At 53.4% G+C, this 22,016-nt stretch carries 20 protein-coding genes, 1 tRNA gene and 2 pseudogenes; 4 read left to right on the top strand and 19 right to left on the bottom strand.

Annotation, left to right across the window (positions count from 1 at the left end; genetic code table 11):
* Positions 1 to 337: 337 nt before the first annotated feature.
* The 8 genes and pseudogenes from A3193_RS19925 to A3193_RS19900 form a co-directional block, all read right to left on the bottom strand.
* Positions 338 to 430 (bottom strand) — tRNA-Ser (locus A3193_RS19925).
* Between the two features lie 194 nt (positions 431 to 624).
* Entirely contained in the window at positions 625 to 807 is a 183-nt protein-coding gene (csrA, locus tag A3193_RS20230) for a carbon storage regulator CsrA (protein WP_069126133.1), read from the bottom strand.
* 202 nt (positions 808 to 1,009) lie between these two features.
* A complete protein-coding gene (locus tag A3193_RS19920) occupies positions 1,010 to 2,233 on the bottom strand; it encodes an aspartate kinase (RefSeq protein ID WP_069006801.1) in 1,224 nt (407 codons plus the stop codon).
* Between the two features lie 173 nt (positions 2,234 to 2,406).
* On the bottom strand, positions 2,407 to 5,034 hold the full coding sequence (alaS, locus tag A3193_RS19915) for an alanine--tRNA ligase (RefSeq protein WP_069015694.1): 2,628 nt from the start codon (positions 5,032 to 5,034) through the stop codon (positions 2,407 to 2,409).
* A gap of 549 nt (positions 5,035 to 5,583) precedes the next feature.
* Positions 5,584 to 5,829: a regulatory protein RecX gene (locus tag A3193_RS19910; RefSeq protein WP_414630418.1), complete on the bottom strand. Its 246-nt coding sequence runs from the start codon at positions 5,827 to 5,829 to the stop codon at positions 5,584 to 5,586.
* Positions 5,830 to 5,898: 69 nt separating this feature from the next.
* Positions 5,899 to 6,006: pseudogene (locus tag A3193_RS21145) on the bottom strand (hypothetical protein); the annotation flags it as partial.
* A 20-nt stretch (positions 6,007 to 6,026) separates the two neighbouring features.
* The gene (gene recA, locus A3193_RS19905) at positions 6,027 to 7,055 is read right to left on the bottom strand and encodes a recombinase RecA (protein ID WP_069006804.1); all 1,029 of its coding nucleotides are present in this window, start codon (positions 7,053 to 7,055) and stop codon (positions 6,027 to 6,029) included.
* A 220-nt stretch (positions 7,056 to 7,275) separates the two neighbouring features.
* Positions 7,276 to 8,505: an MFS transporter gene (locus A3193_RS19900; protein ID WP_069015692.1), complete on the bottom strand. Its 1,230-nt coding sequence runs from the start codon at positions 8,503 to 8,505 to the stop codon at positions 7,276 to 7,278.
* A gap of 94 nt (positions 8,506 to 8,599) precedes the next feature.
* On the opposite strand from A3193_RS19900, the gene A3193_RS19895 reads away from it, so the two are divergent.
* Positions 8,600 to 9,484: a LysR substrate-binding domain-containing protein gene (locus A3193_RS19895; protein WP_069015690.1), complete on the top strand. Its 885-nt coding sequence runs from the start codon at positions 8,600 to 8,602 to the stop codon at positions 9,482 to 9,484.
* Positions 9,485 to 9,707: 223 nt separating this feature from the next.
* Here the strand turns inward: A3193_RS19895 and thpR are convergent, their stop codons facing one another.
* From thpR to A3193_RS19840, 11 genes are all read right to left on the bottom strand, one after another.
* The gene (gene thpR, locus A3193_RS19890) at positions 9,708 to 10,229 is read right to left on the bottom strand and encodes an RNA 2',3'-cyclic phosphodiesterase (RefSeq protein ID WP_069015688.1); all 522 of its coding nucleotides are present in this window, start codon (positions 10,227 to 10,229) and stop codon (positions 9,708 to 9,710) included.
* Positions 10,222 to 10,722, bottom strand: a complete 501-nt coding sequence (locus A3193_RS19885; RefSeq protein ID WP_305782066.1) for a CinA family protein — start codon at positions 10,720 to 10,722, stop codon at positions 10,222 to 10,224. Before A3193_RS19885 ends, thpR begins: the two co-directional genes overlap by 8 nt.
* Positions 10,723 to 10,887: 165 nt before the next feature.
* Complete coding sequence (locus tag A3193_RS19880) at positions 10,888 to 11,163, bottom strand: amphi-Trp domain-containing protein (protein ID WP_069006809.1); 276 nt, start codon at positions 11,161 to 11,163, stop codon at positions 10,888 to 10,890.
* Positions 11,160 to 12,527, bottom strand: a complete 1,368-nt coding sequence (locus A3193_RS19875) for a metallophosphoesterase (protein ID WP_083218507.1) — start codon at positions 12,525 to 12,527, stop codon at positions 11,160 to 11,162. The genes A3193_RS19880 and A3193_RS19875 overlap by 4 nt, the downstream gene beginning before the upstream one ends.
* Positions 12,517 to 13,221, bottom strand: a complete 705-nt coding sequence (locus A3193_RS19870) for a histidine phosphatase family protein (protein ID WP_069006810.1) — start codon at positions 13,219 to 13,221, stop codon at positions 12,517 to 12,519. Before A3193_RS19870 ends, A3193_RS19875 begins: the two co-directional genes overlap by 11 nt.
* Before the next feature lie 45 nt (positions 13,222 to 13,266).
* Positions 13,267 to 14,247, bottom strand: coding sequence for a histidine phosphatase family protein (locus A3193_RS21035; RefSeq protein ID WP_069015686.1), 981 nt, complete (start codon positions 14,245 to 14,247; stop codon positions 13,267 to 13,269).
* 113 nt (positions 14,248 to 14,360) lie between these two features.
* Entirely contained in the window at positions 14,361 to 15,485 is a 1,125-nt protein-coding gene (locus A3193_RS19860; RefSeq protein ID WP_083218903.1) for an HprK-related kinase B, read from the bottom strand.
* Positions 15,482 to 16,372, bottom strand: coding sequence for a GAK system ATP-grasp enzyme (locus A3193_RS19855; RefSeq protein WP_069015684.1), 891 nt, complete (start codon positions 16,370 to 16,372; stop codon positions 15,482 to 15,484). Before A3193_RS19855 ends, A3193_RS19860 begins: the two co-directional genes overlap by 4 nt.
* Complete coding sequence (locus tag A3193_RS19850) at positions 16,365 to 17,999, bottom strand: phosphotransferase (RefSeq protein ID WP_069006813.1); 1,635 nt, start codon at positions 17,997 to 17,999, stop codon at positions 16,365 to 16,367. The genes A3193_RS19855 and A3193_RS19850 overlap by 8 nt, the downstream gene beginning before the upstream one ends.
* A gap of 1 nt (position 18,000) precedes the next feature.
* Positions 18,001 to 18,489: an NUDIX domain-containing protein gene (locus tag A3193_RS19845; RefSeq protein WP_069006814.1), complete on the bottom strand. Its 489-nt coding sequence runs from the start codon at positions 18,487 to 18,489 to the stop codon at positions 18,001 to 18,003.
* Positions 18,490 to 18,532: 43 nt separating this feature from the next.
* Positions 18,533 to 18,895 (bottom strand): diacylglycerol kinase, encoded by a 363-nt coding sequence (locus A3193_RS19840; RefSeq protein WP_069006829.1) that lies wholly within the window; start codon positions 18,893 to 18,895, stop codon positions 18,533 to 18,535.
* Between the two features lie 393 nt (positions 18,896 to 19,288).
* On the opposite strand from A3193_RS19840, the gene A3193_RS19835 reads away from it, so the two are divergent.
* The 3 genes and pseudogenes from A3193_RS19835 to A3193_RS19825 all read left to right on the top strand — a co-directional run bounded on the left by A3193_RS19835 (position 19,289) and on the right by A3193_RS19825 (position 21,563).
* The gene (locus tag A3193_RS19835) at positions 19,289 to 20,104 is read left to right on the top strand and encodes a UDP-2,3-diacylglucosamine diphosphatase (RefSeq protein WP_069006815.1); all 816 of its coding nucleotides are present in this window, start codon (positions 19,289 to 19,291) and stop codon (positions 20,102 to 20,104) included.
* On the top strand, positions 20,061 to 21,095 hold the full coding sequence (locus tag A3193_RS19830) for a glycosyltransferase family 4 protein (RefSeq protein WP_069006816.1): 1,035 nt from the start codon (positions 20,061 to 20,063) through the stop codon (positions 21,093 to 21,095). Before A3193_RS19835 ends, A3193_RS19830 begins: the two co-directional genes overlap by 44 nt.
* Positions 21,096 to 21,280: 185 nt before the next feature.
* A pseudogene (locus A3193_RS19825) lies at positions 21,281 to 21,563 on the top strand (cupin domain-containing protein).
* Positions 21,564 to 22,016: the final 453 nt, after the last annotated feature.

Here is a 22,016-nt window from a genome sequence, read left to right as displayed (position 1 = left end):
CGGCGTCGGCGTCACTTCGTTCCTTTCGAACGAAGGGTTCGAATCAAATCCTCTCTCTCCGCCATAAAAAAAAGGGTTTGAGGGTCTCCCTGGCTTGGGTGTGGGCTGGAGGTCGGGATTGATTCGCCTTCGGCTCACCCCTTTCGGGGCGCCTACGTTTCACTGCAGCGTCCTGCGTCGCTTCGCTCCTGGTGATTCGCTGCGCTCACCCCTTCGGGGCGCCTACGCTGCGCTGCGGCGTCGGCGTCACTTCGTTCCTTTCGAACGAAGGGTTCGAATCAAATCCTCTCTCTCCGCCATAAAAAAAAGGGTGCTCATCCGAGCACCCTTTTTTTTATGGCGGAGAGAGAGGGATTCGAACCCTCGATGGAGCTATTAACCCCATACTCCCTTAGCAGGGGAGCGCCTTCAGCCGCTCGGCCATCTCTCCGGATTTCATCTCTTGGGTGATTCGCCTATTCTCCGGCCAGCTGGCGATTCTCTGTTCAGAGCACCGCTCAGGTCCCCAAAAGGAGTCGAGATTGTACAGATTTATTTCCACATAAACAAAAAAAACTTTGCCTTCCGTGGCAAAGTTGTTTGCGAGGCAGTTAACCCCGGGATTTTTTTGTTCGGAACCTCTAACTATGAGGATTCTTCACTTTGTTCTCTTTTGATGCGCTCGTAAATCTCTTCCCGATGCACTGTTACATCTCGTGGCGCATTCACACCGATTCGAACTTGATTACCCTTTACCCCTAGAACGGTAACGGTGACTTCATCTCCAATCATTAAAGTTTCGCCAACTCGGCGAGTCAGTATTAACATTTCCAGTCTCCATGTGTTTCCTTAATTTATTGGTATTCTCCTGTAGAAATTCCCACAGACTTATACCATTGCCAACCAAGCCGCCGCAGATACGGGACTGGTAAGACTATTTTAGCAATAGCAAGAGGCGTTAAAAAGGGAAAAAAGTACTGAAATGATTAGAAAACCCCCAGTTTTCGGCAAGTTTCAAGCAATTTTAGGATCATACTTCTTTTTCCAGCTCGAATGCGTCGTGCAGTGCACGCACACCCAGTTCGAGGTACTTTTCATCAACCACCACGGATATTTTTATTTCAGAAGTCGATATCATACGAATGTTGATACCGTCTTTTGCCAGAGCTTCGAACATTTTGCTGGCAATTCCGGCATGTGAGCGCATCCCCACACCGACCAGGGAAATTTTCACAATGCGATCGTCTGCCAGCACTTCCCGTGCACCCATCTCATTCGCTGTCTGTTCCAGAATCTCTTTGGCCCGTTTGAAATCGACCCGGTTGACGGTAAAAGTGAAGTCGGTGCGCCCGGTGTCGTGGGAGATGTTCTGAATGATCATATCGACTTCGATGTTCTGACTCGAAATCGGACCGATGATCTTGTGCGCCACCCCGGGTTGATCCGGAACGCCCAGGATCGTCAGTTTGGCCTCATCGCGATTGAACGCGATACCTGAAATCATTGCCTGTTCCATGCTCTCTTCCTCAAAGGTGATCAGTGTGCCTTCGCCCTCTTCAAAGCTGGACAGGACACGTAGGGGAACATTGTATTTTCCGGCGAACTCAACCGCCCGAATCTGAAGTACTTTTGAACCGAGACTGGCCATCTCCAGCATCTCCTCGAAGGTGATGCGCTCGAGCCGTCTGGCATTGGGGACAACCCTGGGATCGGTGGTATAGACACCATCCACATCGGTATAGATCTGACACTCGTCCGCTTTCAGCGCCGCCGCCATGGCAACTGCTGTGGTGTCGGATCCGCCACGTCCCAGGGTGGTGATGCTGCCGTGCTCATCCACTCCCTGGAAACCGGCCACAACGACCACACGCCCCTTATCCAGGTCCGATTTCACCCGGGCGGCGTCGATATCCCGGATACGCGCCTTGCTGTGGGCGCTGTCGGTCAGTATGTGTACCTGTCCGCCAGTGTAGGAGCGGGCATCACAATCGATCTTCTGCAGTGCCATGGAGAGCAGCGCGATGGTCACCTGCTCACCGGTTGAGACCAGTACGTCCATCTCCCGGGGAGAGGGTCTATCGTCGATCTCACTGGCCAGTCCGATCAATCGGTTGGTCTCACCCGACATCGCCGAGACGACCACAACCACCTGGTCTCCCCTGTCGCGATATGCTTTGACCTTTTCGGCGACGGCTGAGATTCTCTCAACGCTGCCGACGGAGGTACCGCCATATTTTTGCACTATGAGTGCCATGTCTGTTCAAAGTCCTATAATAATTGTGTCAATAAAAAGTTGTTCATTTAACACCATTGGCAGAGGAGTTGAAACACACCGTGTATTGCAACTCCCCCGGGGCCTGTGTCGGCCCTGACCAATCGCTCTGAAAGAGTCTTGAATCCGCAGGCTTATGGAGTGTTAATGGATGCTCAACCGAGTTTCTCTCTGACCCAGGGCTCGACCAGCTCCAGTGCCTGAGGTATGGCATCGGGATTGCTGCCACCCGCCTGTGCCATATCGGGACGACCACCACCCTTACCGCCCACCTGTTCAGCAGCCAGTTTGACCAGATCTCCCGCTTTCATGCTGCCGGTGAGATCCTTGGTGACGCCGGCCACCAGTGAGACCTTGCCACCCGACACGGCGGTTAACAGAATCACCGCCGAACCGAGTTTGTTCTTCAGCTGATCCATGGTCTCACGCAGGGATTTGGGATCGGCACCATCCAGATTGGCAGCCAGTACCTTGATCTCACCCACGGCAACGGCAGATGAGGCCAGATCGCTGCCAGCCGCACTGGCCAGTTTGGCCTTCAGCTGCTCCAGCTCTTTTTCAAGCTTACGGTTGCGATCCAGAATCTGCGTCAGCTTGTCTTCGATCTCGTCACGTCCTGACTTGATCATCTCGGCTACCCGCTGCACCCGCTCCTCATCCGCTTCCATCCATTCGATCGCACGCTGACCGGTGACCGCCTCGATTCGCCTGACTCCGGCAGCGATACCGGTTTCAGCTGTAATCTTACACAGACCGATATCCCCAACCGCATTGACGTGGGTTCCACCACACAATTCAGTGGAGAAATCCCCCATGCTCAGAACCCGAACATGTTCGTCATATTTCTCACCGAACAGCGCCATGGCGCCGGAGTTTTTCGCCTCATCCAGAGACATGATGTCGGTGTTGACCAGATGGTTATAGCGAATCTGCTCATTCACCATCTGCTCGATGGTCTGCAGCTGCTCCCGGCTGATCGGTTCGAAGTGGGAAAAGTCGAAACGCAACCGCTCGGCATCGACCAGAGAGCCTTTCTGTGCCACATGATCGCCAAGCACCTGACGTAAGGCGGCATGCAATAGATGGGTGGCGGAGTGGTTGAGTGCGGTGGCCTGACGGGTATAAGCGTTGACCTGGGCTGTCACCCTGTCACCAACCTTCAACTCCCCCTCTTCAAGCTTGCCGATATGGGCAAACAGCTCACCGGCCTGCTTGCGGGTATCCTCAACCTCGAACAGCAGGCCATTCCCCTCCAACACACCCAGATCACCTACCTGGCCACCGGATTCCGCATAGAACGGGGTATGATTGAGAAACACCATGCCCTGCTCGCCAGCTGACAACTGATCGACCGACGCACCATCCTTCAACAGTGCAACAACTTCAGCCGCCTCTTCGAGCCCTTCGTAACCGGTGAATCTGGTGGCTTCATCCAGTGTGATATCGACCGCATCCCCGGCAGCGAACTGACTGGCGGCCTGAGCCCGCTTGCGCTGCTCGTCCATCGCCGTTTCAAAGCCGTCCTGATCGATACTCAGCTCATGTTCACGGGCGATATCCGCTGTCAGATCCTTGGGGAAGCCATAGGTGTCGTAGAGTTTGAACACGGTCTCGCCGGGAATCACTGTGCCCTGAAGACCGTTGATCGTCTCTTCGAGGATCTTCATGCCCTGCTCCAGGGTCTGGGCAAAGCGCTCCTCTTCCAGACGCAGGACTTTTTCCACCTGGGATTGCTGTTTCACCAGTTCGGGATAGAACTCGCCCATCTCCCGACAGAGGGGCTCCACCAGCTGATAGAAGAAGGCCTCCTTCACACCCAGCATGTAACCATGGCGAATGGCACGGCGGATGATTCGGCGCAGCACATAGCCACGCCCCTCGTTGGAGGGCAATACCCCGTCAACGATCAGAAAGGCGCAGGAGCGGATATGGTCCGCAATGACCCGCAGGGACTTCTCCTGGAGGTTGTCGCAACCGGTGGCTTTTGCTGCCGCTTCAATCAGATGGGCAAACAGATCGATCTCATAGTTGCTGTGTACATGCTGCAATACGGCGGCAAGCCGCTCCAAACCCATACCGGTATCCACAGAGGGCTTGGGCAGCGGGGTCATGACGCCATCCGCATCCCGGTTGTACTGCATGAAGACCAGATTCCAGATTTCGATATAGCGATCCCCCTCCTCTTCAGGGGTTCCGGGGGGGCCACCCCAGATCGCTTCACCGTGATCGTAGAAAATCTCTGAACAGGGCCCGCAGGGTCCGGTATCCCCCATCGACCAGAAATTATCGCTCTCATAAGGTTTTCCACCGGGTTTGTCCCCGATGCGGGTAAAACGGGCCGGGTCGACGCCAATCTCATTGAGCCAGATTTCGGCGGCCTCTTGGTCATCCTGATAGACGGTAATCCAGAGCTTTTCTGCCGGCAGACCAATGGTTTCGGTAAGAAACTCCCAGGCATACTTGATCGCATCCTGTTTGAAATAGTCGCCAAAACTGAAATTGCCGAGCATTTCGAAGAAGGTGTGGTGACGGGCAGTGTAGCCCACGTTCTCCAGATCATTATGCTTTCCGCCTGCCCTGACACAGCGCTGCGAACTGGTCGCCCTGGTGTAGTCCCGTTTCTCCCGACCGAGAAAAACATCCTTGAACTGCACCATGCCGGCATTGGTAAATAGCAGGGTTGGATCGTTTTGCGGAACCAGTGGGCTACTGGCCACAATCTCATGCTGATGTTGGGCAAAATAGTCCAGGAAGGCTCTACGGATGTCAGCGCTGGTCTTCATGATTTCGGCGTAAAATTACTGATAAAAAACAAACGACAAAAGATAGCAGGAACGGAGAAAAAAAGCCCGTTTTGTTGCACTAAAATTTCTCGTGTAACTGTTCACGTTGGAAGCCGCCATTTACCCTCTCCCCAGGAATCAGGCTTGTAAGCCCCTCTATGTTGATGGGAGAGGGGTTGGTGAGAGGGTGAAGCCAGGCTTTAGGGTCGTTGAAGTGTTGACTGCACTCCCCCATCAATCCCTGCATTGCGGATTTTTAATAGTGATGATTGTACTGATAAATACTCCCCCTCTCCCCCGGCCCCTCTCCCGCAGGGGGAGCGGGGAGCTACTCTCTCATCAGGGTTCGAGACTCTGGTGAATTGTGCTTCTTCCGGCCTTCAGTCTCTGCTGTGGAATGGGTTCGATGCCTCAAATCGCAATTGGTCGAAGATAAGGACTCGAATGAATCCGCTAACACCATCGTGATTGAATTCAAATAGGATTAAGAGTGACAGGATGTAGCTATGTGGATTGGCTGACAAAATCCTAAGGGAAATGATTCACAGCTCAATCCAGCAACAGACGACGAATCATTTCACTGGGAAAACCGCGGGATTCCAGGAAGCGGGCCCGTTTCGCCAGCTCCTTGTTCGACTCCGCCCGGATGGCACCATATTTGGCATCGTGGACCTCTCCCAGCAGCTGTTGCCACTGATCCTCATAGGGCACCAGCACTTCGTCAATCATAAACTGACTGATGCCCCGCTCACGCAGCTCCAGAGCGATGCGCAGCGGCCCCTGACCTTTTCTCACCCGGCTCTCGACGAACGATTCGGCGAAGCGGCCATCACTGAGCAGGGATGCAGTTGTCAGATCATCCAGAACCTGCTCGATCAGCGCCTCATCGTAGTGCCGACTCAGCAGCTTACGTCGCAGCTCTTGCTGTGAGTGTTCCCGTGCGGCCAGTAACCTGACCGCAGCGGCTTCGATTTCCGAATAATCGGGCTGGTTCAGCTTTCCGCCTCTGCCAAGGTCTCTTCCGTCTCGGGTGAAGGTAGCAGCTCAGCCCGGATCCGGGTTTCGATCTCATCGGCGATATCGGGATTCTCTTTGAGAAAGTTGCGTACGTTCTCCTTGCCCTGGCCGATACGATCACCGTTATAGCTGTACCAGGCGCCGGATTTATCGACGATACCCTGTTGTACACCCAGCTCGATGATCTCACCCTGATGGGAGATGCCCTCGCCATAGAGAATCTCAAACTGCACCTGCTTGAACGGCGGTGCCACCTTGTTCTTAACCACTTTGACCCGGGTGTCGTTACCCACCACCTCGTCACCCTTTTTGATGGCGCCGATGCGACGGATGTCGAGGCGAACGGATGAGTAGAACTTAAGGGCGTTACCACCGGTGGTGGTCTCCGGATTGCCGAACATCACGCCGATCTTCATGCGGATCTGGTTGATGAAGATCACCAGGCAGTTGGTGCGCTTGATATTGGCAGTCAGTTTACGCAATGCCTGGGACATCAGACGGGCCTGCAGTCCCACATGGGAGTCCCCCATGTCCCCTTCGATCTCCGCTTTGGGCGTGAGCGCCGCCACCGAGTCGATGACCACCACGTCCACCGCACCGGAGCGCACCAGCATGTCGGTGATCTCCAGGGCCTGCTCGCCGGTATCCGGTTGAGAGACCAGCAGTTCGTCCACATTGACCCCCAGCTTTTCGGCATATTGGGGATCCAGGGCATGCTCCGCGTCGATAAACGCCGCGGTGCCACCCATCTTTTGCGCCTCGGCCACCACCTGCAGAGTGAGGGTTGTCTTACCGGAGGATTCAGGACCGTAGATTTCGACCACCCGGCCCTTCGGCAGACCGCCGATGCCCAAGGCGATATCCAGTGTGAGCGAGCCGGTGGAGATGGCTTCAATGTTTCTCACGGCACTGGTATCGCCCATACGCATCACAGAACCTTTGCCGAACTGCTTCTCAATTTGACCCAGAGCGGCACTTAAAGCCTTTGCACGGTTATCATCCATTCGGTGGACCCTCATCAGTAAACTTTGATCGTGGAGTTAATTGGGCGGGATTATCACATGGCCACAAGCTCATGTCATGAGCCTGAAAAACCGATACTTAAAATTATTTTGCTATGTTCAACCTAAGGTGTTGGTTTCCCAACAGAATCAATAATCAGTGACTTCCCACTATTCACAATAGAACATTTTGAGTACCTAAGGTTAGCGCAAAACCGGCACCTTAAGCAACCGAATCCGTCTGCTGAGTCGGCTCCGATTCCCATACGGTAGCTTGCGCCTTCTCAAACCTGACCAGCCATAGAGACAACCCCAGAGTAACGATCAGGATCAACAGGGATGCGGCTACCACACCGGACCACGCCAGCCAGCGCCAGAAGGGTTCGAGGTAGAAGCCACCCAGGGTAGCCCCGGCATAGTAGAACATCAGGTAGAGTGATATGGCGCTGCCCCGGGACCGCTTGGCATGACCGGCCACCCAGCCTGCAGCCAGGGAGTGGGTAAAGAAAAAGCCAAGAGCATTGATGAACAGACCGGAAACGATCCAGAACAGCTGCTGGTTGAGGGTCATCAGGGAACCGCACATGAAGAGCACGATCCCCACCCCCATGGCGATGGGTTGGGAGCGGTTTCTCACCAGCCGTCCCGAAACTGCTGCCGCCAGGGTACCGGAAAGGTAGGTCAGAAACAGCATACCCAGCCAGGAGGATGAGAGTCGGAACGGTTCCGCTGCCAGTACGAAGGTAATGTAGCTGTACTGATTCACAAAAATCATGAAATTGAGACCACCAACAAAACAGGCCGCCAGAATCAACGGATTGCGCAGATGAGTGGCCAATCCGTGAATCACCGGGGATGGCGTAAACGGCTTGGGCTGGAATCGACTGGAGGCCGGCAGCAGCCAAATCACCAAAGCCACACACAGCAGGTCAAATCCCGCCAGTACAAGGAAGCTGCTGGACCAGCCCCACTCAGCCGCCGCCAAACCGCTGATCAGGCGTCCGGAGACACCTCCCAGTGAGTTGGCACCGATGTAGAGTCCCACCGCCAGCAGCAATCCCTGGGGCTCAAACTCCTCCCCCATATAGGCCATTGCGGCCGCGGGCAGTCCAGCGATAAAGACCCCCTGCAGACCACGCAGTATCAGCAGCGTGTGATAGTCGGTGACAAACGCCGTGGCTAGAGTTGTCAGGCACAGTAACACCAGCGTGGTGTGGATAATCACCCGACGACCGAAGGCATCCGACAGGGGACCAAAAAGTAACAGTGCCCCACCCAGGGAGAGTGTGGCAACCGAAAGACTCAGCGTCGCCTGCAGGGAGTCGATATCAAACACCTCTGTCAACTGGGGCAGCAACGGTTGTGTGATATAGAGATTGCTGAACACCATCACCGAGCCGATGCAGAGGGCCAGGGTGGCACGCCAGAAGTCTTTGCTGTGGGTCTGAATCATCTCACTGATTATGTGGTTGTCTCTGTATTGAGATTAGCCAGCCCCCATCTATAATGAAAATATATTATTTATATATTTTTGATACTATTTGAATATGAACCTGAAACAGCTGAGTTATTTCAAGGCGGTGGTCGAGCAAGGTGGTTTCAGTGCCGCTGCTCGCCATCTGCATATTGCCCAGCCTGCTATCAGCATTGCGATCCGCAAACTGGAGAGTGAATTGGAGCTGACACTGTTGCAACGCAGTGAGCGCAAGATTACAGCCACCACCGAAGGTGAAGTCTTGCTGCAACATGCAAATCGACTGCTGGAACAGGCCAGTATAGCCAATCTGGAGATGAACGAACTCAAAGGACTGACCAAGGGTGAGGTGCGGATCGGTATCCCGAGCATGCTGGGCTCCTACTACTTCCCACCCTTTCTGATGGGTTTCAAACACCGTTATCCGGAATTGCGGCTTTCCGTGTTCGAACAGGGCACCCGACGCCTGCAGGAGATGATCCGCAGCGGCGAACTCGACCTGGGTGTGGTGGTGGCAGATGCCCCGCCTGCCGATCTCGAGACCCGCTTTCTGACCCGTGAAGAGATGGTTGCCTGTGTTCCAAAAGAGCACCCTTTTGCCAACAAAACCTCGATCACCATGGATGAGTTTTTCAGTCAGGAGCTGGTGGTCTTCAAGCCGGGCTATTTTCTGCGGGAATTCATCGATCGTTTCAGTCAACAGCGTGGAGAGGCGCCAACCATCGCTTTCGAGACCAACCTGATTCCCCTGACAAAAGCGATCGTCCGCCAGGGATTCGGTATCACCACCTTTCTGCGGATGGTTGTGGAACAGGATTCACAACAGGATCTGGTGGCCGTACCTTTTAGCGAACCTGTCCATCTCGACCTCTCCCTCGCCTGGAAAAAAGAGGGATACCTCTCCCGGGCCGACCGGGCATTTGTGGAGTATATACTGGAGCATGTCAGTCGCGAATGAGTGCCGGCTCATGTAGACATTTTGCTGATCGATTTAAAGACCACTGAGTCCGCAGATGAATGCTGATAAACGCAAATATTATTTTTGCCTGATATACCGCTTGTCACCTGTTTCCCGGGTAAACCTCAATCCCAAACGATTCTAGAATTTGTAAAAACCCAGTAGCATTTATTTGCTTTCATTTGCAGATATTAAATCAAACAGCCCATACGACCAAAACAGCCTATTTCAACGACCAGCGTTGCAGAATTTTATAACGGCTCTGATTCGGTTGGGGATTGTTCGATGATGCCAGTACGAACTCTTTAACCGGCCACTGGATGGGTTGCATCAACTGCCAGGGTGAGATGCGCTGCGCCTTGCGGAAGAGGGTCACATGGGGTTTATAGAGCCGTTGCTCCGGTTCGAATCCGCATTCTGTGAGTCGTTGCTTCAAACCATCGACCAGGTGGATCAACGGCTCGGGTGTCGATTGAGGTGCCAACCAGACAATCTTCGGCTTGGGCCAATAGCCTGTGTGATCGAGGATCAGTTCGAAGCTCTGTCCGGCGAGTGACTCGGCTGCCTGTTCGATACAGGCCGGTTTCCGTCCCCTGAGCTGTCCCAGAAACACCAGAGTCATATGCAGATCGTCCGGGTGGTGTCGGCGTCCTTTCACCGCTGGACCAACCGACAGCTGTTGCAGTAGCGCCTCTCTCACATCCGCCCCTGGCCAGAGGGCGAAAAACAGGCGCTGATCAGGCATTTTCAATCAACCTGATCAGTTGGTGCAGTGCATGATCCACGGTTTGCAGCCTGACCTGTTCCCGATCCCCTACAAAGCAGCACTGTTCAAGCCGGGGGTCGCGGCTCGCCATCTGCCAACTGAAACAGACCGTACCTACCGGTTTATCCTGACTGCCTCCGCCGGGACCTGCAATGCCACTGACCGCCAAAGCCAGATCCGCACCACTCTGCTCCAATGCACCCCGGGTCATCTCCCCCACCGTCTGCAGACTGACCGCACCATACCGGGCCAGGGTTTCAGCGTTGACCCCCAACATGGACTGCTTGGCCTGATTGCTGTAACTGACATAACCCCGATCGAACCAGTCACTGCTTCCGGGCAGGTCGGTCAATACCTTGGCCACCCAACCACCGGTACAGGATTCGGCAACCACCAGGCGCTCACCCCGGGCTCGCAACAACGCTGCAAGCTCCAGGCAAATTCCATGAATCTGTTCAGTTGAATCGATCATAATCATCAAGTCTGAAAGAGGTTGTTATCTATGGTGCCGCAAATGAACGCCAATCACCGCTAACATATAATCATCCATAGCAAGCCGCCATATACCCTGACGTTTTTTACTCAATCACAGTGGCGTCCATTCGCAGTTTAAACCAGGCATGAAGATACCACTCAGTCAATCTGATTTGACCTTGAGTTTTTTCTGTTTGATGCCTTCACTGTCGGCCGCGGTCCAGGTGATTCTCAGATTCAGACGATGCTTTTCCGAATCCTGCGAGGCGGTCACTTTAAGCTGCAGTAAGCCATCGGGCTTCAGCTCCATCTCATCCTCATCATCACTGAGCACCAGACTGCCTTTGCCGATACCCTGGGTGATCGATTTCAACAGGCGCTCTATGGAGGCACAATCCTGCAGGGATTCATGTCGAAAATTCTTTTTGCCTTGCCTCATGAGCTTTTTCTCTTGACGATGATTGATTTTGGATCGAACACCTTGATCTGGGGATAGTCGGTGCTGATCCCCAACACCAGTCGATCGGGATGGAATATGGTCACCGCCGCACCCTCCCCTTTCAAACCCTCTTTTTTGCGTGAGTGCCGATCGATGGTTGTGTCGCACTCAAAGTTGAGCATGCCTTTGCGTAACATGATTCGCTGACCGTGGTAACGATTGGCATGTCCATGCACGATCGCATAGATACCCACTTCATTCATCAGCCTGACCCCTTTACGGGTCAGTGGCATGTCCACATCCCGATACTTGGTCCTGATCAGATTAGCCAATGGACCGTAGTAGAATTCAAAGATCTCATCATCCACATCCTCCTTGAACTGTTTGTTGAGATATTTGACACCCTTGCGATTGATCAGCTTTGCCATCCGGTCGTCGATGCCGGCGTGAACAAACAGGAAAGAGCCATGATGAACCGCCAGCTTCATCTCTTTGAAGAACCAGCTGAACTCACCGTCGGCTTTGAGGAACAGGCTTTGCCATTTGAGTACCGCCGCATAGACCTGGCGCAACGACAGGCCGGCCTTCTCGCAATCCAATTCGAATGAATCGATCTTCTCTCTCAGTCGCTTCAGTTCTCTGGCCATGCGATTGTCCGGCATGACCCAGCTCGCCATCTTTGGAAACTCTTTGAACCAGCGTTTTGGCGGGTAGAGCAGACGTCGACAGTCACGGGTTGAAGGAATCCCCTTCAATGCCGATTTGTCCTGCAGATACTGATCAGCGATTTCACGCAACATCGGGATCGCCTTGCTTCCCATACGAATGAAAAAATGATCATGTCTCGGGTCAGGCTCCATGCCGACCGAAGAGATACCCAGTTTGATTCGGATATCGTGATTGCCGGCCAGGAGGGTGATCTTTGCTCCCAGCTTCTTTAACTGACGGATGACCCGTAACAGCCGCAGATTGCTTGGCCCCTTGTCAAAACAATCCCCGCCGATCACAAAGCTGGCCTCTCTGCCACGACGGGTCAACTTGAGATCACTATCCTGATCGCCGGTTTTCCTTACTCCGCCTGAAGCAACCAGTGAGGAGATGAAGGCATCCGCATCCGCGTGCAGATCTGAAAAGAAGAACAGCTCCCGTCTTGGCCATTGCCACTTCTCCTTATCCAGCACTTCGGTCAGCAGATACTCAGTGGTATTACGTTGCCCTCGCTCCTTGACGATGGAACGATGCTTGCCAAGTGGCCAGAGCTCACTGGATGTGGGCAGATCGGGCTTGATCCACTTCAGTCCCCGGTATTTGGGGAGTCGTTTATGATGATACTTATCGGTTTTGTTATCAGCGCTAATCGACAAATGCCTCTCCTCGTGAGCGGACCTTCCACTCCCCGGTTAGATGACGCCAGGATCCTGCATAGCGGCGCTCAAGAAAAACGGGGCGACAGTGATACATGCTCAGAGCCGCAATCTGATCGAATTCCAATATCCCCAGATGGTGAGCGGCATGGCGAAATGCTGCACCATGACCGACAAAAAGTTTGACTGTATCGGTATCAACCTGCTGCTGTAACTCGGCAAGCCTATGATCCAGATGACGGGCCACTCTGACACCTGCCTGCATCAGTGATTCAGCACCCTGCAATGGGAGTTGATAGTGGCTGTTCGACTTCCAGTCGGCCGGTGGCGCTTCAAAACGAGGATCATCCTGCAGTATGGATTCGATGGTCTGCCGGGTCAGATTTGCAGCAGATCCCATGCTGCGTTCGGCCAGCTCATCAAAGCCCTCTATCGACAAGGGTGATGAAGTTTTGTCACTGAAACCCTCGCGGATCACTTCTGCGGTTTGCCAGCCACGTAACAGATTTGAACTGTCGATCACCGGACAGAGATCCCAGTCAAACATCTGTAGCGCCCCGTTCAACAGCGTGACAGAGCGTCTCGCCTGTTGGCGACCCTGTTCAGTCAGAGGAAAGGGTTGCCAGGCACTGGGGGTATCCTTCAGCTGATGATAATCTCCATGCCTCAATAGAGCCGCAATGACGCTAGGCATCGGATATCAATCCGGATGGCGTAAAACGGAACGGTATGCGCTTCTTCACTTTTTGGATTTCTTCTTTTCAATCATTTTTGCCAGTTTCTTGATCATCGGTTTAAGTTCTGCCTGCTTGATACGCTCAATCGCCTTCTCCGGCGAGAGCCACTCCCGTCCCCGATGACGCTCTTCCCACTCATCTTCCGGTATCAGTTTATTGGCCTGCATGGGATAGACCTGAACTGAACACTCGGCGCCCCATTTGTCATACTTGTAACTGCCGAGGCTTTCACTTCCCACTTCACCTTCGACACCGGCCTCTTCAAGTGCCTCTTTTGCCGCGGATGCCTGCAGGGTCAGCCAGGGCTCACTGATCCCTTTCGGTACCACCCAGTGTTTCTGTTTACTGGATCGGACCAGCAGAATCTCCGGCTTGCCATCCTTGATCCGATAGGGAATCACAGAAGATTGATTATAGTAGTAGGCGGGACGATCTCGCATCTCCATACTGGTGTGGTCCGGAAAAGGGAATTTCTTATCCAGATTGCTGGCACGGGTGATGGAATCCAACTTACCATCCCCCGCACGCAGTTTTTTCCAGTCGTTGGGCATACTGATTCTGGCCAGTGTTGCAGTGGGGATCAGTTTGCCATCCTTGGGTAAGGGGATCCGTTTACCCTCCAGATACTCGGTCAGGGCTTCGAGACCGGGATTATGTCCAACCATCAGCACCCGCTTGGCGCTCTTGGGCGCCTCTGCAAGCACCTGCAGCAGGTCTTCAACCCTCGCCGCATAGATGCGCCGATCCTGGATGATCTTCTCGGCATCCTGCCCCATCACCTTGACTGCCTTCTGAGCTGTGATGATGGCCCGCTCGGCAGGAGAACTGACCACATAATCGGGCTGAAGCTGATGTTGCAGCAACCAGACTCCGATGCGCTGCGCACCCCGTTTGCCACGATCCTTGAGCGGACGCTTAAAGTCCTCTACCTGTTCACTCCAGTCAGACTTTCCGTGCCTGAGTAACAACAATTCACGTGCCATCGTCTCTCTACCTCTTAGGGCCTGTTATCTCTTCGCTACAACTACTTGAAAATGATGCCTTAAACACCACCGTAAAATCTGACCTGTCCATCCTATTCAACACAATGCACCGACTAGGGCCTGCCACCCCATTTGGCAAAACAGAGCTCGGTCAAGGCTGTAAAATCCAGTCCACCACACACCTCATAGACAGGGATTCTATCCAATAATGCCAGATAGGGCTCAGTGGCTAACGGCGATTCATCCTGAAGAAAGCGACCTGATCGATCCTGGTAGAATGGCCCGGGAGACTTCATTACCGCCTTCAACAGCTCCTCTCTTCGGCTGATTGAAACCTGGCTGATGCTAACCGGCTGGTCAGAATCCCGATGCCAGTTGAGGATAATCAGCCCGGCCAAAGGCACCGCTGTCGAGGTATCGATCCGACCCTTTCCGTAGAACTGTTCGACATCCACATCGAATTTCTCTTCCAGCTCCCACAGCACCTGTTTCGGCATCGCCAACAGCTCACTGCGGCGAGGCTCATCGATGAGTGCCTGGAGGCGTGGGTTGTTGACCACCGTACCGGGATTGATCCGGGGCAGCTTGGGGATGCCGACTGCTTCGACAACCTCATCCGATCCACGCAGAAAAAGTCGATCATTGGTCAGGAAGCGGCTCTCCGGATGCTCCATCAGATGCAGCATCAATGTCGACTTGCCACCACCGGAAAAGCCGGCGACCGCGACGGCATTATCGGCCAGCATCAGAGCGGCAGCGTGACAGATCAGCCAGTGCCGGTTCTGCAGCCAGTTCATGATCTGGGAGTTGATGAAATTGACCAATTGATTGTCATAGGTCAGACAGGGTCCGGCAGCCACACAGTGATCCCTGCTCTGCAGAAACAACATGCCGGTACGAACCTTCAAAATCAGACGACCATCCGAAAGTTCCAGATAGGCATCCTTGCGGCCAGTTTTTCCCGCTTCCCGTTTCCAATCGGTAAACTGGATACCGGTCTCCAATAGATCACTCTCAATGGCCACAATCTCCAGCGTATCATCGGCTGGCTGTTGCGGCAGGTGGGAAAAATAGTCAGCCAGACAGTTCTGCAGTTGCCGACTGTTCGATTTGATGGTGACCGTTAACTCTCCCAGATTCAGATAGAGAGGGGCCTCACACAGGGCCTGCTCCTGAATCAACAGGGCAGCAGCGGTTTTGCTCTCCATCTGCCGGTGATCATCTGCTGGTTGAGTCACGCTGATAACGCCTCCATCACATGGGCAACATATCGGGAAGGCACATCGATGCCCATCCCCTCGTGGGCGCCGCGAAAGCCTCCGAATGCGGAAACCTCGAAGACCACTGGCCCCTGATCCGTCTCAGCTACATCCACCGTAGTGAAATCGAGTCCGAAAACCGCCTGTGCCCGACTGGCCAGTTCGATCAGCTCATCACTGGCCTGATAGCCTTCATAGTGCCCACCACTCAGAATGGTGGTATTCCACACACCTTGCTTTCCCACCCGGGCGTAGGCGCCCAGATATTCACCCGCCAGAAACACCATCCCCAGATCCTTGCCCGGCAGTTCCCGTTTCTTCTGGATATACATCACCGGATTCTGCTTGCGAAATTCGGCAATCTCATTGGCCACCTGCTCAGGGCCACTCTGATGCTCGATCAGGGTCATGCCCCTCGCCTTGGTGGAATAGAGAGGTTTGAACACTGCCGCCTGAAACGCCTCGACCGCCTTGGCGGCCGCCTCGGGATCCTCAGTGATACGGGTCTCAGGCATGGGAATCCGGGCATTGTAGAGGGACATGGTACAGCTGAGCCGATCGATCAGGCGGATGATCCGCTCAACCTGACTGAATACCCGCACCCCGGCCAGTTCCAGTTGTCGCAACATCTCCAGCCTGTCGAGGGTATGGGGGCTGTACTGTGCACTGATCTTTTTTACCAGCAGCGCATCCAGCTGGGTCAGATCCTCACCCCGATAGAGCAATCTGCCACTGTCCAGCTCCGCAGTCACTTCGGCCATGTCGATGACCAATCGGTAGCCGCTAGCCTTAGCCACCGCATCAGCCAATACTTCCGTAGACCATTTACCGGGTATACCGACAACCCCGATTTTCGGCTTAACCAATGAATATCTCCTCGATGGGTACCTTGAAATGTCGTTTGGATTTAGCGTTTGCCATCAGCAATTGCTCCATCAGATAACGCGCCCGGTAGAACATCGCTCTGGAGAGGGATTTATCAAGAATAAACCGGGTGGAACTGACAAAAGAGCGTATCAGGCCCAGTGCCAGCCTGAGCTCGAAGTTCTCATCCTTGACCTTTTTCGAATAGCCACGGGCAAAGCGGTAGATGCCATGGCTGATGATGGCAATACGCTGTCGCACCCTGGGATCGAACACCTGCAGGCGGTAGTTCGAAACCATGAAGACAGTGATGTCCTGTAGATAATCCATATAACGTGATCGATGCAGATCGATAAAATTGATCCGCTGCTGCTGTTGATCGTAGATGATGTTATCCACATTGAAATCCCCGTGGATATAGACTGAGAACGGTGCCTGGATATCAGCTTCAAGCTGTTGAACCTGTGTCAGCAGTTTGCCGAATGAGGGCAACTTCTGGCTACCGATGAGCATATTGTTCTGCCTGAATTCCGGATGTATGGCATACACATCATCCATCCGTTTAGCGAGTTGATCCATGTAGTTGGCTGAGACCGGTTTGGCCGTTCGGGTCTCATCCCAGACCTGTTTCAAGGTCTCGGTGAGATGGGTGAAGCACTCCTGAAACAGCTTATCCGAGCCACTCAGCAGAATCTGTTCGAAGGTCTGTCCAGCCAGATGTTCGATCAGCATCGCTGCTGAATCACCACGTTTTTTATAGGCCAGAATTTTCGGTGCCAGACCGGGAAATATCTCGTGCCAGTCGTCAACCCGCTGCTTCTCCTCCTTGAGTTTACGCTTGCCTCCATCCTTGAAGACCCCGTGATAGCCTGGTTCACCGGCACTGGCCACCGCATTGATCGCACTGCCGGATTTGGTCTGGGCGATGGTCTGCACATGCAGACCCTCCATCTCATTCACCGACTCCAGTTCCGTCAGGGAGGCATTCAATGTGTGGTAACGATCAGTATTGAAGTGCTGTCCCATGGCGGCCGAGATGATCGCTTCGCTGATACGTAACAGGGCGTTACCCATCTGCTGGATGTTACGGCCCAGCATGATCAGGGAGATATGATCCGCCGGATGCTTATCTTTCTTCAGATATTTCGAATAACTCAACAACTGTTTTTGATAGGCCTGATCGAGACGCTGTTCCACCCGGCCAATTTTCAGTGCCCGACGTGTGTCCTTGTCCGACAGCGCCGGCTCAATCATCTCCAGAGCCTTCAGCACCCGCTCCAGCATGGGAAGATATTTCCCCCGCTTCAACAGACGTTTCTGCTCCACCTGCAGGGACTGCAGCATCGCCTCCCGGCTCAGTTCGGTGATCCGTTCCAGATGGGTGGCTACATCTTCAACGGCTCTCAGCAGCTGCTTATTTCCACTCTGGTTGTCTGCAGCAGCATGCTCCGACAGGCAGTGGTTGTGAATGCTCAAACGCAGATTCTCCACATAACCTTTGCGATCGAGCAGTCGGGAAGGTGGTGTGTTGGTGGTTGTCGCGAGATAGTCCCGCAACACGGTCAGATGCGAGGCTGTTTCAGCAAGCAGGAACTGTAGATTGTCATTGATCGCCTTAGCTAGGGACATCTCAGTCAATCACTCCCAAATAGAGGGGCTTTTCGCCTTGCAACACCGGCTGCAGATCATACTCAAGACTTTTCGGAAAAAGCTCGACCTGGGAAAACTCGGCAAATGGCAGCCATACAACCTCGATCTGGTGCTTATCAGGATGAGCTCCAGGTCCAGGACGATAGTCATCCGGGACGGAACAGGCAAACAGAAACTCAATCAGATGACGGCTCGAGGGAGGCTCGGTTCTGCGTTGTTTGTAGAAGTCGGCGACAGCCAACAGGCCGTCCACCACCACGCTGGTGCCGATCTCCTCTTCGCACTCTCTCTGCAGGGCTTGGGTCAAGCTCTCCTGCACCTCTTGACCACCCCCAGGCAAGGTGTACCAGAAGCCTCTCTCCTGCTGCCATTTTTTCTGCATCAAAATAGCCTTATCCCGCACAATCACTGCACGCACAGCATTTCGGATATTGGCGTCCAGGCCTATCAATTCACTTGCCTGTCTCATAGTAAAGTTTAACGCATCTCTCCCACGATCTGTTCGAGTAAGCTTAGAAAAACAGCACCATAATCCAGCACAGGCCCACCAGCATCAGCGATACCAGCACAGCGGCTGAACCCTGGTCCTTGGCACGCCCGGAGAGCTTATGGTTCTCGGTACTGATTCGATCCACCACACTTTCGATAGCACTGTTCAGCAGCTCCACGATCAGTACGATCAGCAACGGCCCGACAAGCAGTGCCTTTTCGACACCATTGTCACCCAGCCAAAGCCCCAAAGGAGCGAGGATGATCAGTAGCAGCACCTCCTGACGGAAGGCCTCCTCGTTCTTATAGGTAGAACGAAATCCCTTCATTGACCAGCGCATCGCATTGATCAATCGCCGGAGCCCAACATTATTTTCGCCTTGCATCACCATAATGCGGCTCCTTCTACCAGCTTAGACATAAAAAATCGACCCTGTCATAAACAAATCATGATCCTCTCATAAAACTGCAACGCAGAACCACTAAGGTTCGCACCCAGTGAAACAGGGCTCGTGAGCAGCAATCTGATCCCCCCTGTACTGACTGAAAAAACGCCCTTTTCGGCGCGAGGAGTAATGTTTGGTCATACCGATTAAACGTGGAGCAATACCAGCCAGCGTTTTTTCCGGGTCACCCCGGAGAGCAAAGCCTCTCTCCCCCTCAATTTCCTTATCAGTCCCGAATAGACAAAGATTTCACGTCACCGCCTCAGGCCTTGCCGGGCATGGCCATGAACTGGTGTACAAACTGGTGTTCAAAAAACCTATGCGAGAACTCCGATGGCGTCACTGAAATATAAAAGCCTGTTTCTGTCCGATACCCATCTTGGCCTGAGAGCCGCCCGCACCGAGTATCTGCTCGATTTCCTCAAACACACCGAAAGCGAAAACCTCTATCTGGTTGGCGACATTCTCGATTTCTGGAAGATGCGCTCCGGTTGGTTCTGGCCTTCGATCAACAACGAGATCATCAATCTGGTGATCAGCAAAGCCAAACAGGGCACCCGGGTGATCTATGTACCGGGCAACCATGATGAATTGCTGCGCGACTATCTCAACTTCCACTTCTCCGGTATCGAGATCCATAAGGAGATCATCCATAAGACCGAGGATGATCGCCAGTTCCTGGTTCTCCACGGGGATGAGTTCGACGGCGTGGTAATGAACAACAAATGGCTGGCCCACCTGGGTAGCGATGCCTACGACCTGCTGCTCTGGCTGAACCGCTGGTTCAACGTTGCCAGACGGCGACTGGGATTCGGTTACTGGTCCCTCTCTGCCTATCTCAAGCGCCAGGTCAAAGAGGCGGTGAAGTATATCGGCAACTTTGAACAAGCAGTCATCCAAGCCGCCCGTGAACGGGACTTGGACGGGGTGATCTGTGGACACATCCACCATGCGGTGATCAGTGATCTGGATGGCCTGACCTACGCCAACTGCGGTGATTGGGTGGAGAGCTGTACCGCTCTGGCGGAAGAGGCAGACGGCTCACTGAAACTGATCCACTGGGTCGACGAATCAATGCAACTTATCGATAAGAAAGAAGGTGAATATGCGGATAGCGATACTGACGGACGCGTGGTACCCACAAGTTAACGGCGTCGTACGTACGCTGAACAAAACCATTACCATTCTGGAGCAGTGGGGTCATGAGATCCTCTGCATCAATCCGGAGCTGTTTCGGACACTACCGATGCCGACCTATCCGGATATTCCGCTCTCCCTGTTTCCCTACGGCAAAATCAAAAAGCTGTTGAACGACTTCAAACCCGATGCAATCCATCTCTCAACCGAAGGGCCGATCGGCTGGGCAGGCCGTCGCTACTGTCTGCGCCACGACTTTCCCTACACCACCACCTACCACACCCGTTTTCCAGAATATGTACGATTGCGGGCACCTATCCCTCTCGCCCTTTCCTACGCCTTCGTCAGAACGTTTCACGGTAAAGCGACCCTCACCATGGTTGCCACCAGCTCGATGAAGGCCACCCTGGAAGAGCACGGTTTCAAAAATCTGGAGTACTGGACCCGGGGTGTGGATATCGACCACTTCGTACCCAGGGAGGAGAAGGCGCTGGATCTTGAAGGTCCCATCTCCCTCTACCTCGGCCGGGTTGCGGTGGAAAAGAATATCCAGGACTTTCTCGATCTGGATATCCCAGGCTCAAAGGTTGTGATCGGTGATGGACCGGCAATGGCCAGTCTCAAGCAAAAGTACCCGGATACCCACTTCCTCGGCTATCGTAAAAATGGCGATCTGGCCAACCTGCTGGCAGCGGCGGATGTAATGGTCTTCCCAAGCCGCACCGATACCTTCGGTCTGGTAATGCTGGAGGCCATGGCCTGTGGTGTGCCAGTGGCCACCTACCCGGTGGAAGGTCCTTTGGATGTGATTAAAAACGGCATCAACGGCTGGATGGACGAAGATCTCAAAACTGCGGCGACTAAAGCCCTGGAAGTCGACAGAAAGAGCTGCCGGGAGTTTGCCGAGCAGTACTCCTGGGAGGCCTGTACCCAGCAGTTTCTAAATCTGATTCAGAAGAACTGTCCAGATTCAGCGACAGAGGCTGTTGAGAAGACCAGTTAGAACAAGGGCACAATGCTAGGGCCTGTTAACACTAATCCAATAGGCCCTAGCATTAGACATATAAATAACGACCTCATCGGCTATCCGTTCGCACCGGTATTCGGAGTTAACCTCTTACCCTCTTTCAGGTTCAACTCACCGGTCTGATTTCCGCCTCCACACAATTACCATTGCGAACGGACACCATGACCGATTTGAAGATACTCTGCGAACACCGCCCATCCTCCATGAAGCTGGAGATCCAGGGGGTCTACGACTGGCCGATCTGGAGCAAGGAGGTGTCGAAATTCGACTGGAGCTACGACCAGACCGAGATCTGCTACTTCCTGCGCGGCAAAGTGATTGTCACCCCGGAGGGGGGGTGAACCCCAGGAGTTCGGCTGCGGCGACCTGGTGACCTTCCCGGCCGGCATGAAGTGCACCTGGGAGATCCTTAAGGATGTGGAAAAGCACTACACCTTTGAATAGTCGTCTCCCCGCCTGATGACAAATAATATAAGCAGCATAAAAGCTACACTGCAGGTTACAGTTTTTCAGCCGCTTGCTGACAGCATGGTGATGGCCCTAAACAATGCAAAGACACCTGCACAACAATGCAAAGAATGCAAAGACACCCATTCATAAATAATTTGCTTTTGATGAACAATGCAAAGACACCCATTCATAAATAATTTGCTTTTGATGAAAAAGGTTCGTTATAGATGAGCCATATATCTAGAATGAACGGTGAAATAAAGTGAGGATACGAGTAAAATTGTCAAATTCTGAAGTTTGACGTGACACTTTTAGGTTGATTTCTTACACGCAAGCACAGCCCGCGCTCAGTACCTACTGCTGATGTTTGTCAAGTTGTTGTTTGAGAGGATTATCTAGTTCAATAATTCTGAAACTGCCCCAAGGTTCGGCGTTCGTCGGAAATTA

The sequence above is a fragment of the Candidatus Thiodiazotropha endoloripes genome (genome assembly GCF_001708965.1).
Taxonomy (GTDB): Bacteria; Pseudomonadota; Gammaproteobacteria; order Chromatiales; family Chromatiaceae; genus Thiodiazotropha; species Thiodiazotropha endoloripes.
This window is presented reverse-complemented; position numbering and strand designations above follow the sequence as displayed.

What these genes read in the sequence shown, in the direction of transcription:
- csrA (WP_069126133.1), bottom strand. Translation starts at nt 807, where the DNA reads ATGTTAATACTGACTCGCCGAGTTGGCGAAACTTTAATGATTGGAGAT.
- A3193_RS19920 (WP_069006801.1), bottom strand. Translation starts at nt 2,233, where the DNA reads ATGGCACTCATAGTGCAAAAATATGGCGGTACCTCCGTCGGCAGCGTT.
- alaS (WP_069015694.1), bottom strand. Translation starts at nt 5,034, where the DNA reads ATGAAGACCAGCGCTGACATCCGTAGAGCCTTCCTGGACTATTTTGCC.
- recA (WP_069006804.1), bottom strand. Translation starts at nt 7,055, where the DNA reads ATGGATGATAACCGTGCAAAGGCTTTAAGTGCCGCTCTGGGTCAAATT.
- A3193_RS19900 (WP_069015692.1), bottom strand. Translation starts at nt 8,505, where the DNA reads ATGATTCAGACCCACAGCAAAGACTTCTGGCGTGCCACCCTGGCCCTC.
- A3193_RS19895 (WP_069015690.1), top strand. Translation starts at nt 8,600, where the DNA reads ATGAACCTGAAACAGCTGAGTTATTTCAAGGCGGTGGTCGAGCAAGGT.
- thpR (WP_069015688.1), bottom strand. Translation starts at nt 10,229, where the DNA reads ATGCCTGATCAGCGCCTGTTTTTCGCCCTCTGGCCAGGGGCGGATGTG.
- A3193_RS19885 (WP_305782066.1), bottom strand. Translation starts at nt 10,722, where the DNA reads ATGATCGATTCAACTGAACAGATTCATGGAATTTGCCTGGAGCTTGCA.
- A3193_RS19880 (WP_069006809.1), bottom strand. Translation starts at nt 11,163, where the DNA reads ATGAGGCAAGGCAAAAAGAATTTTCGACATGAATCCCTGCAGGATTGT.
- A3193_RS19870 (WP_069006810.1), bottom strand. Translation starts at nt 13,221, where the DNA reads ATGCCTAGCGTCATTGCGGCTCTATTGAGGCATGGAGATTATCATCAG.
- A3193_RS21035 (WP_069015686.1), bottom strand. Translation starts at nt 14,247, where the DNA reads ATGGCACGTGAATTGTTGTTACTCAGGCACGGAAAGTCTGACTGGAGT.
- A3193_RS19850 (WP_069006813.1), bottom strand. Translation starts at nt 17,999, where the DNA reads ATGTCCCTAGCTAAGGCGATCAATGACAATCTACAGTTCCTGCTTGCT.
- A3193_RS19845 (WP_069006814.1), bottom strand. Translation starts at nt 18,489, where the DNA reads ATGAGACAGGCAAGTGAATTGATAGGCCTGGACGCCAATATCCGAAAT.
- A3193_RS19840 (WP_069006829.1), bottom strand. Translation starts at nt 18,895, where the DNA reads ATGCAAGGCGAAAATAATGTTGGGCTCCGGCGATTGATCAATGCGATG.
- A3193_RS19835 (WP_069006815.1), top strand. Translation starts at nt 19,289, where the DNA reads ATGGCGTCACTGAAATATAAAAGCCTGTTTCTGTCCGATACCCATCTT.
- A3193_RS19830 (WP_069006816.1), top strand. Translation starts at nt 20,061, where the DNA reads ATGCGGATAGCGATACTGACGGACGCGTGGTACCCACAAGTTAACGGC.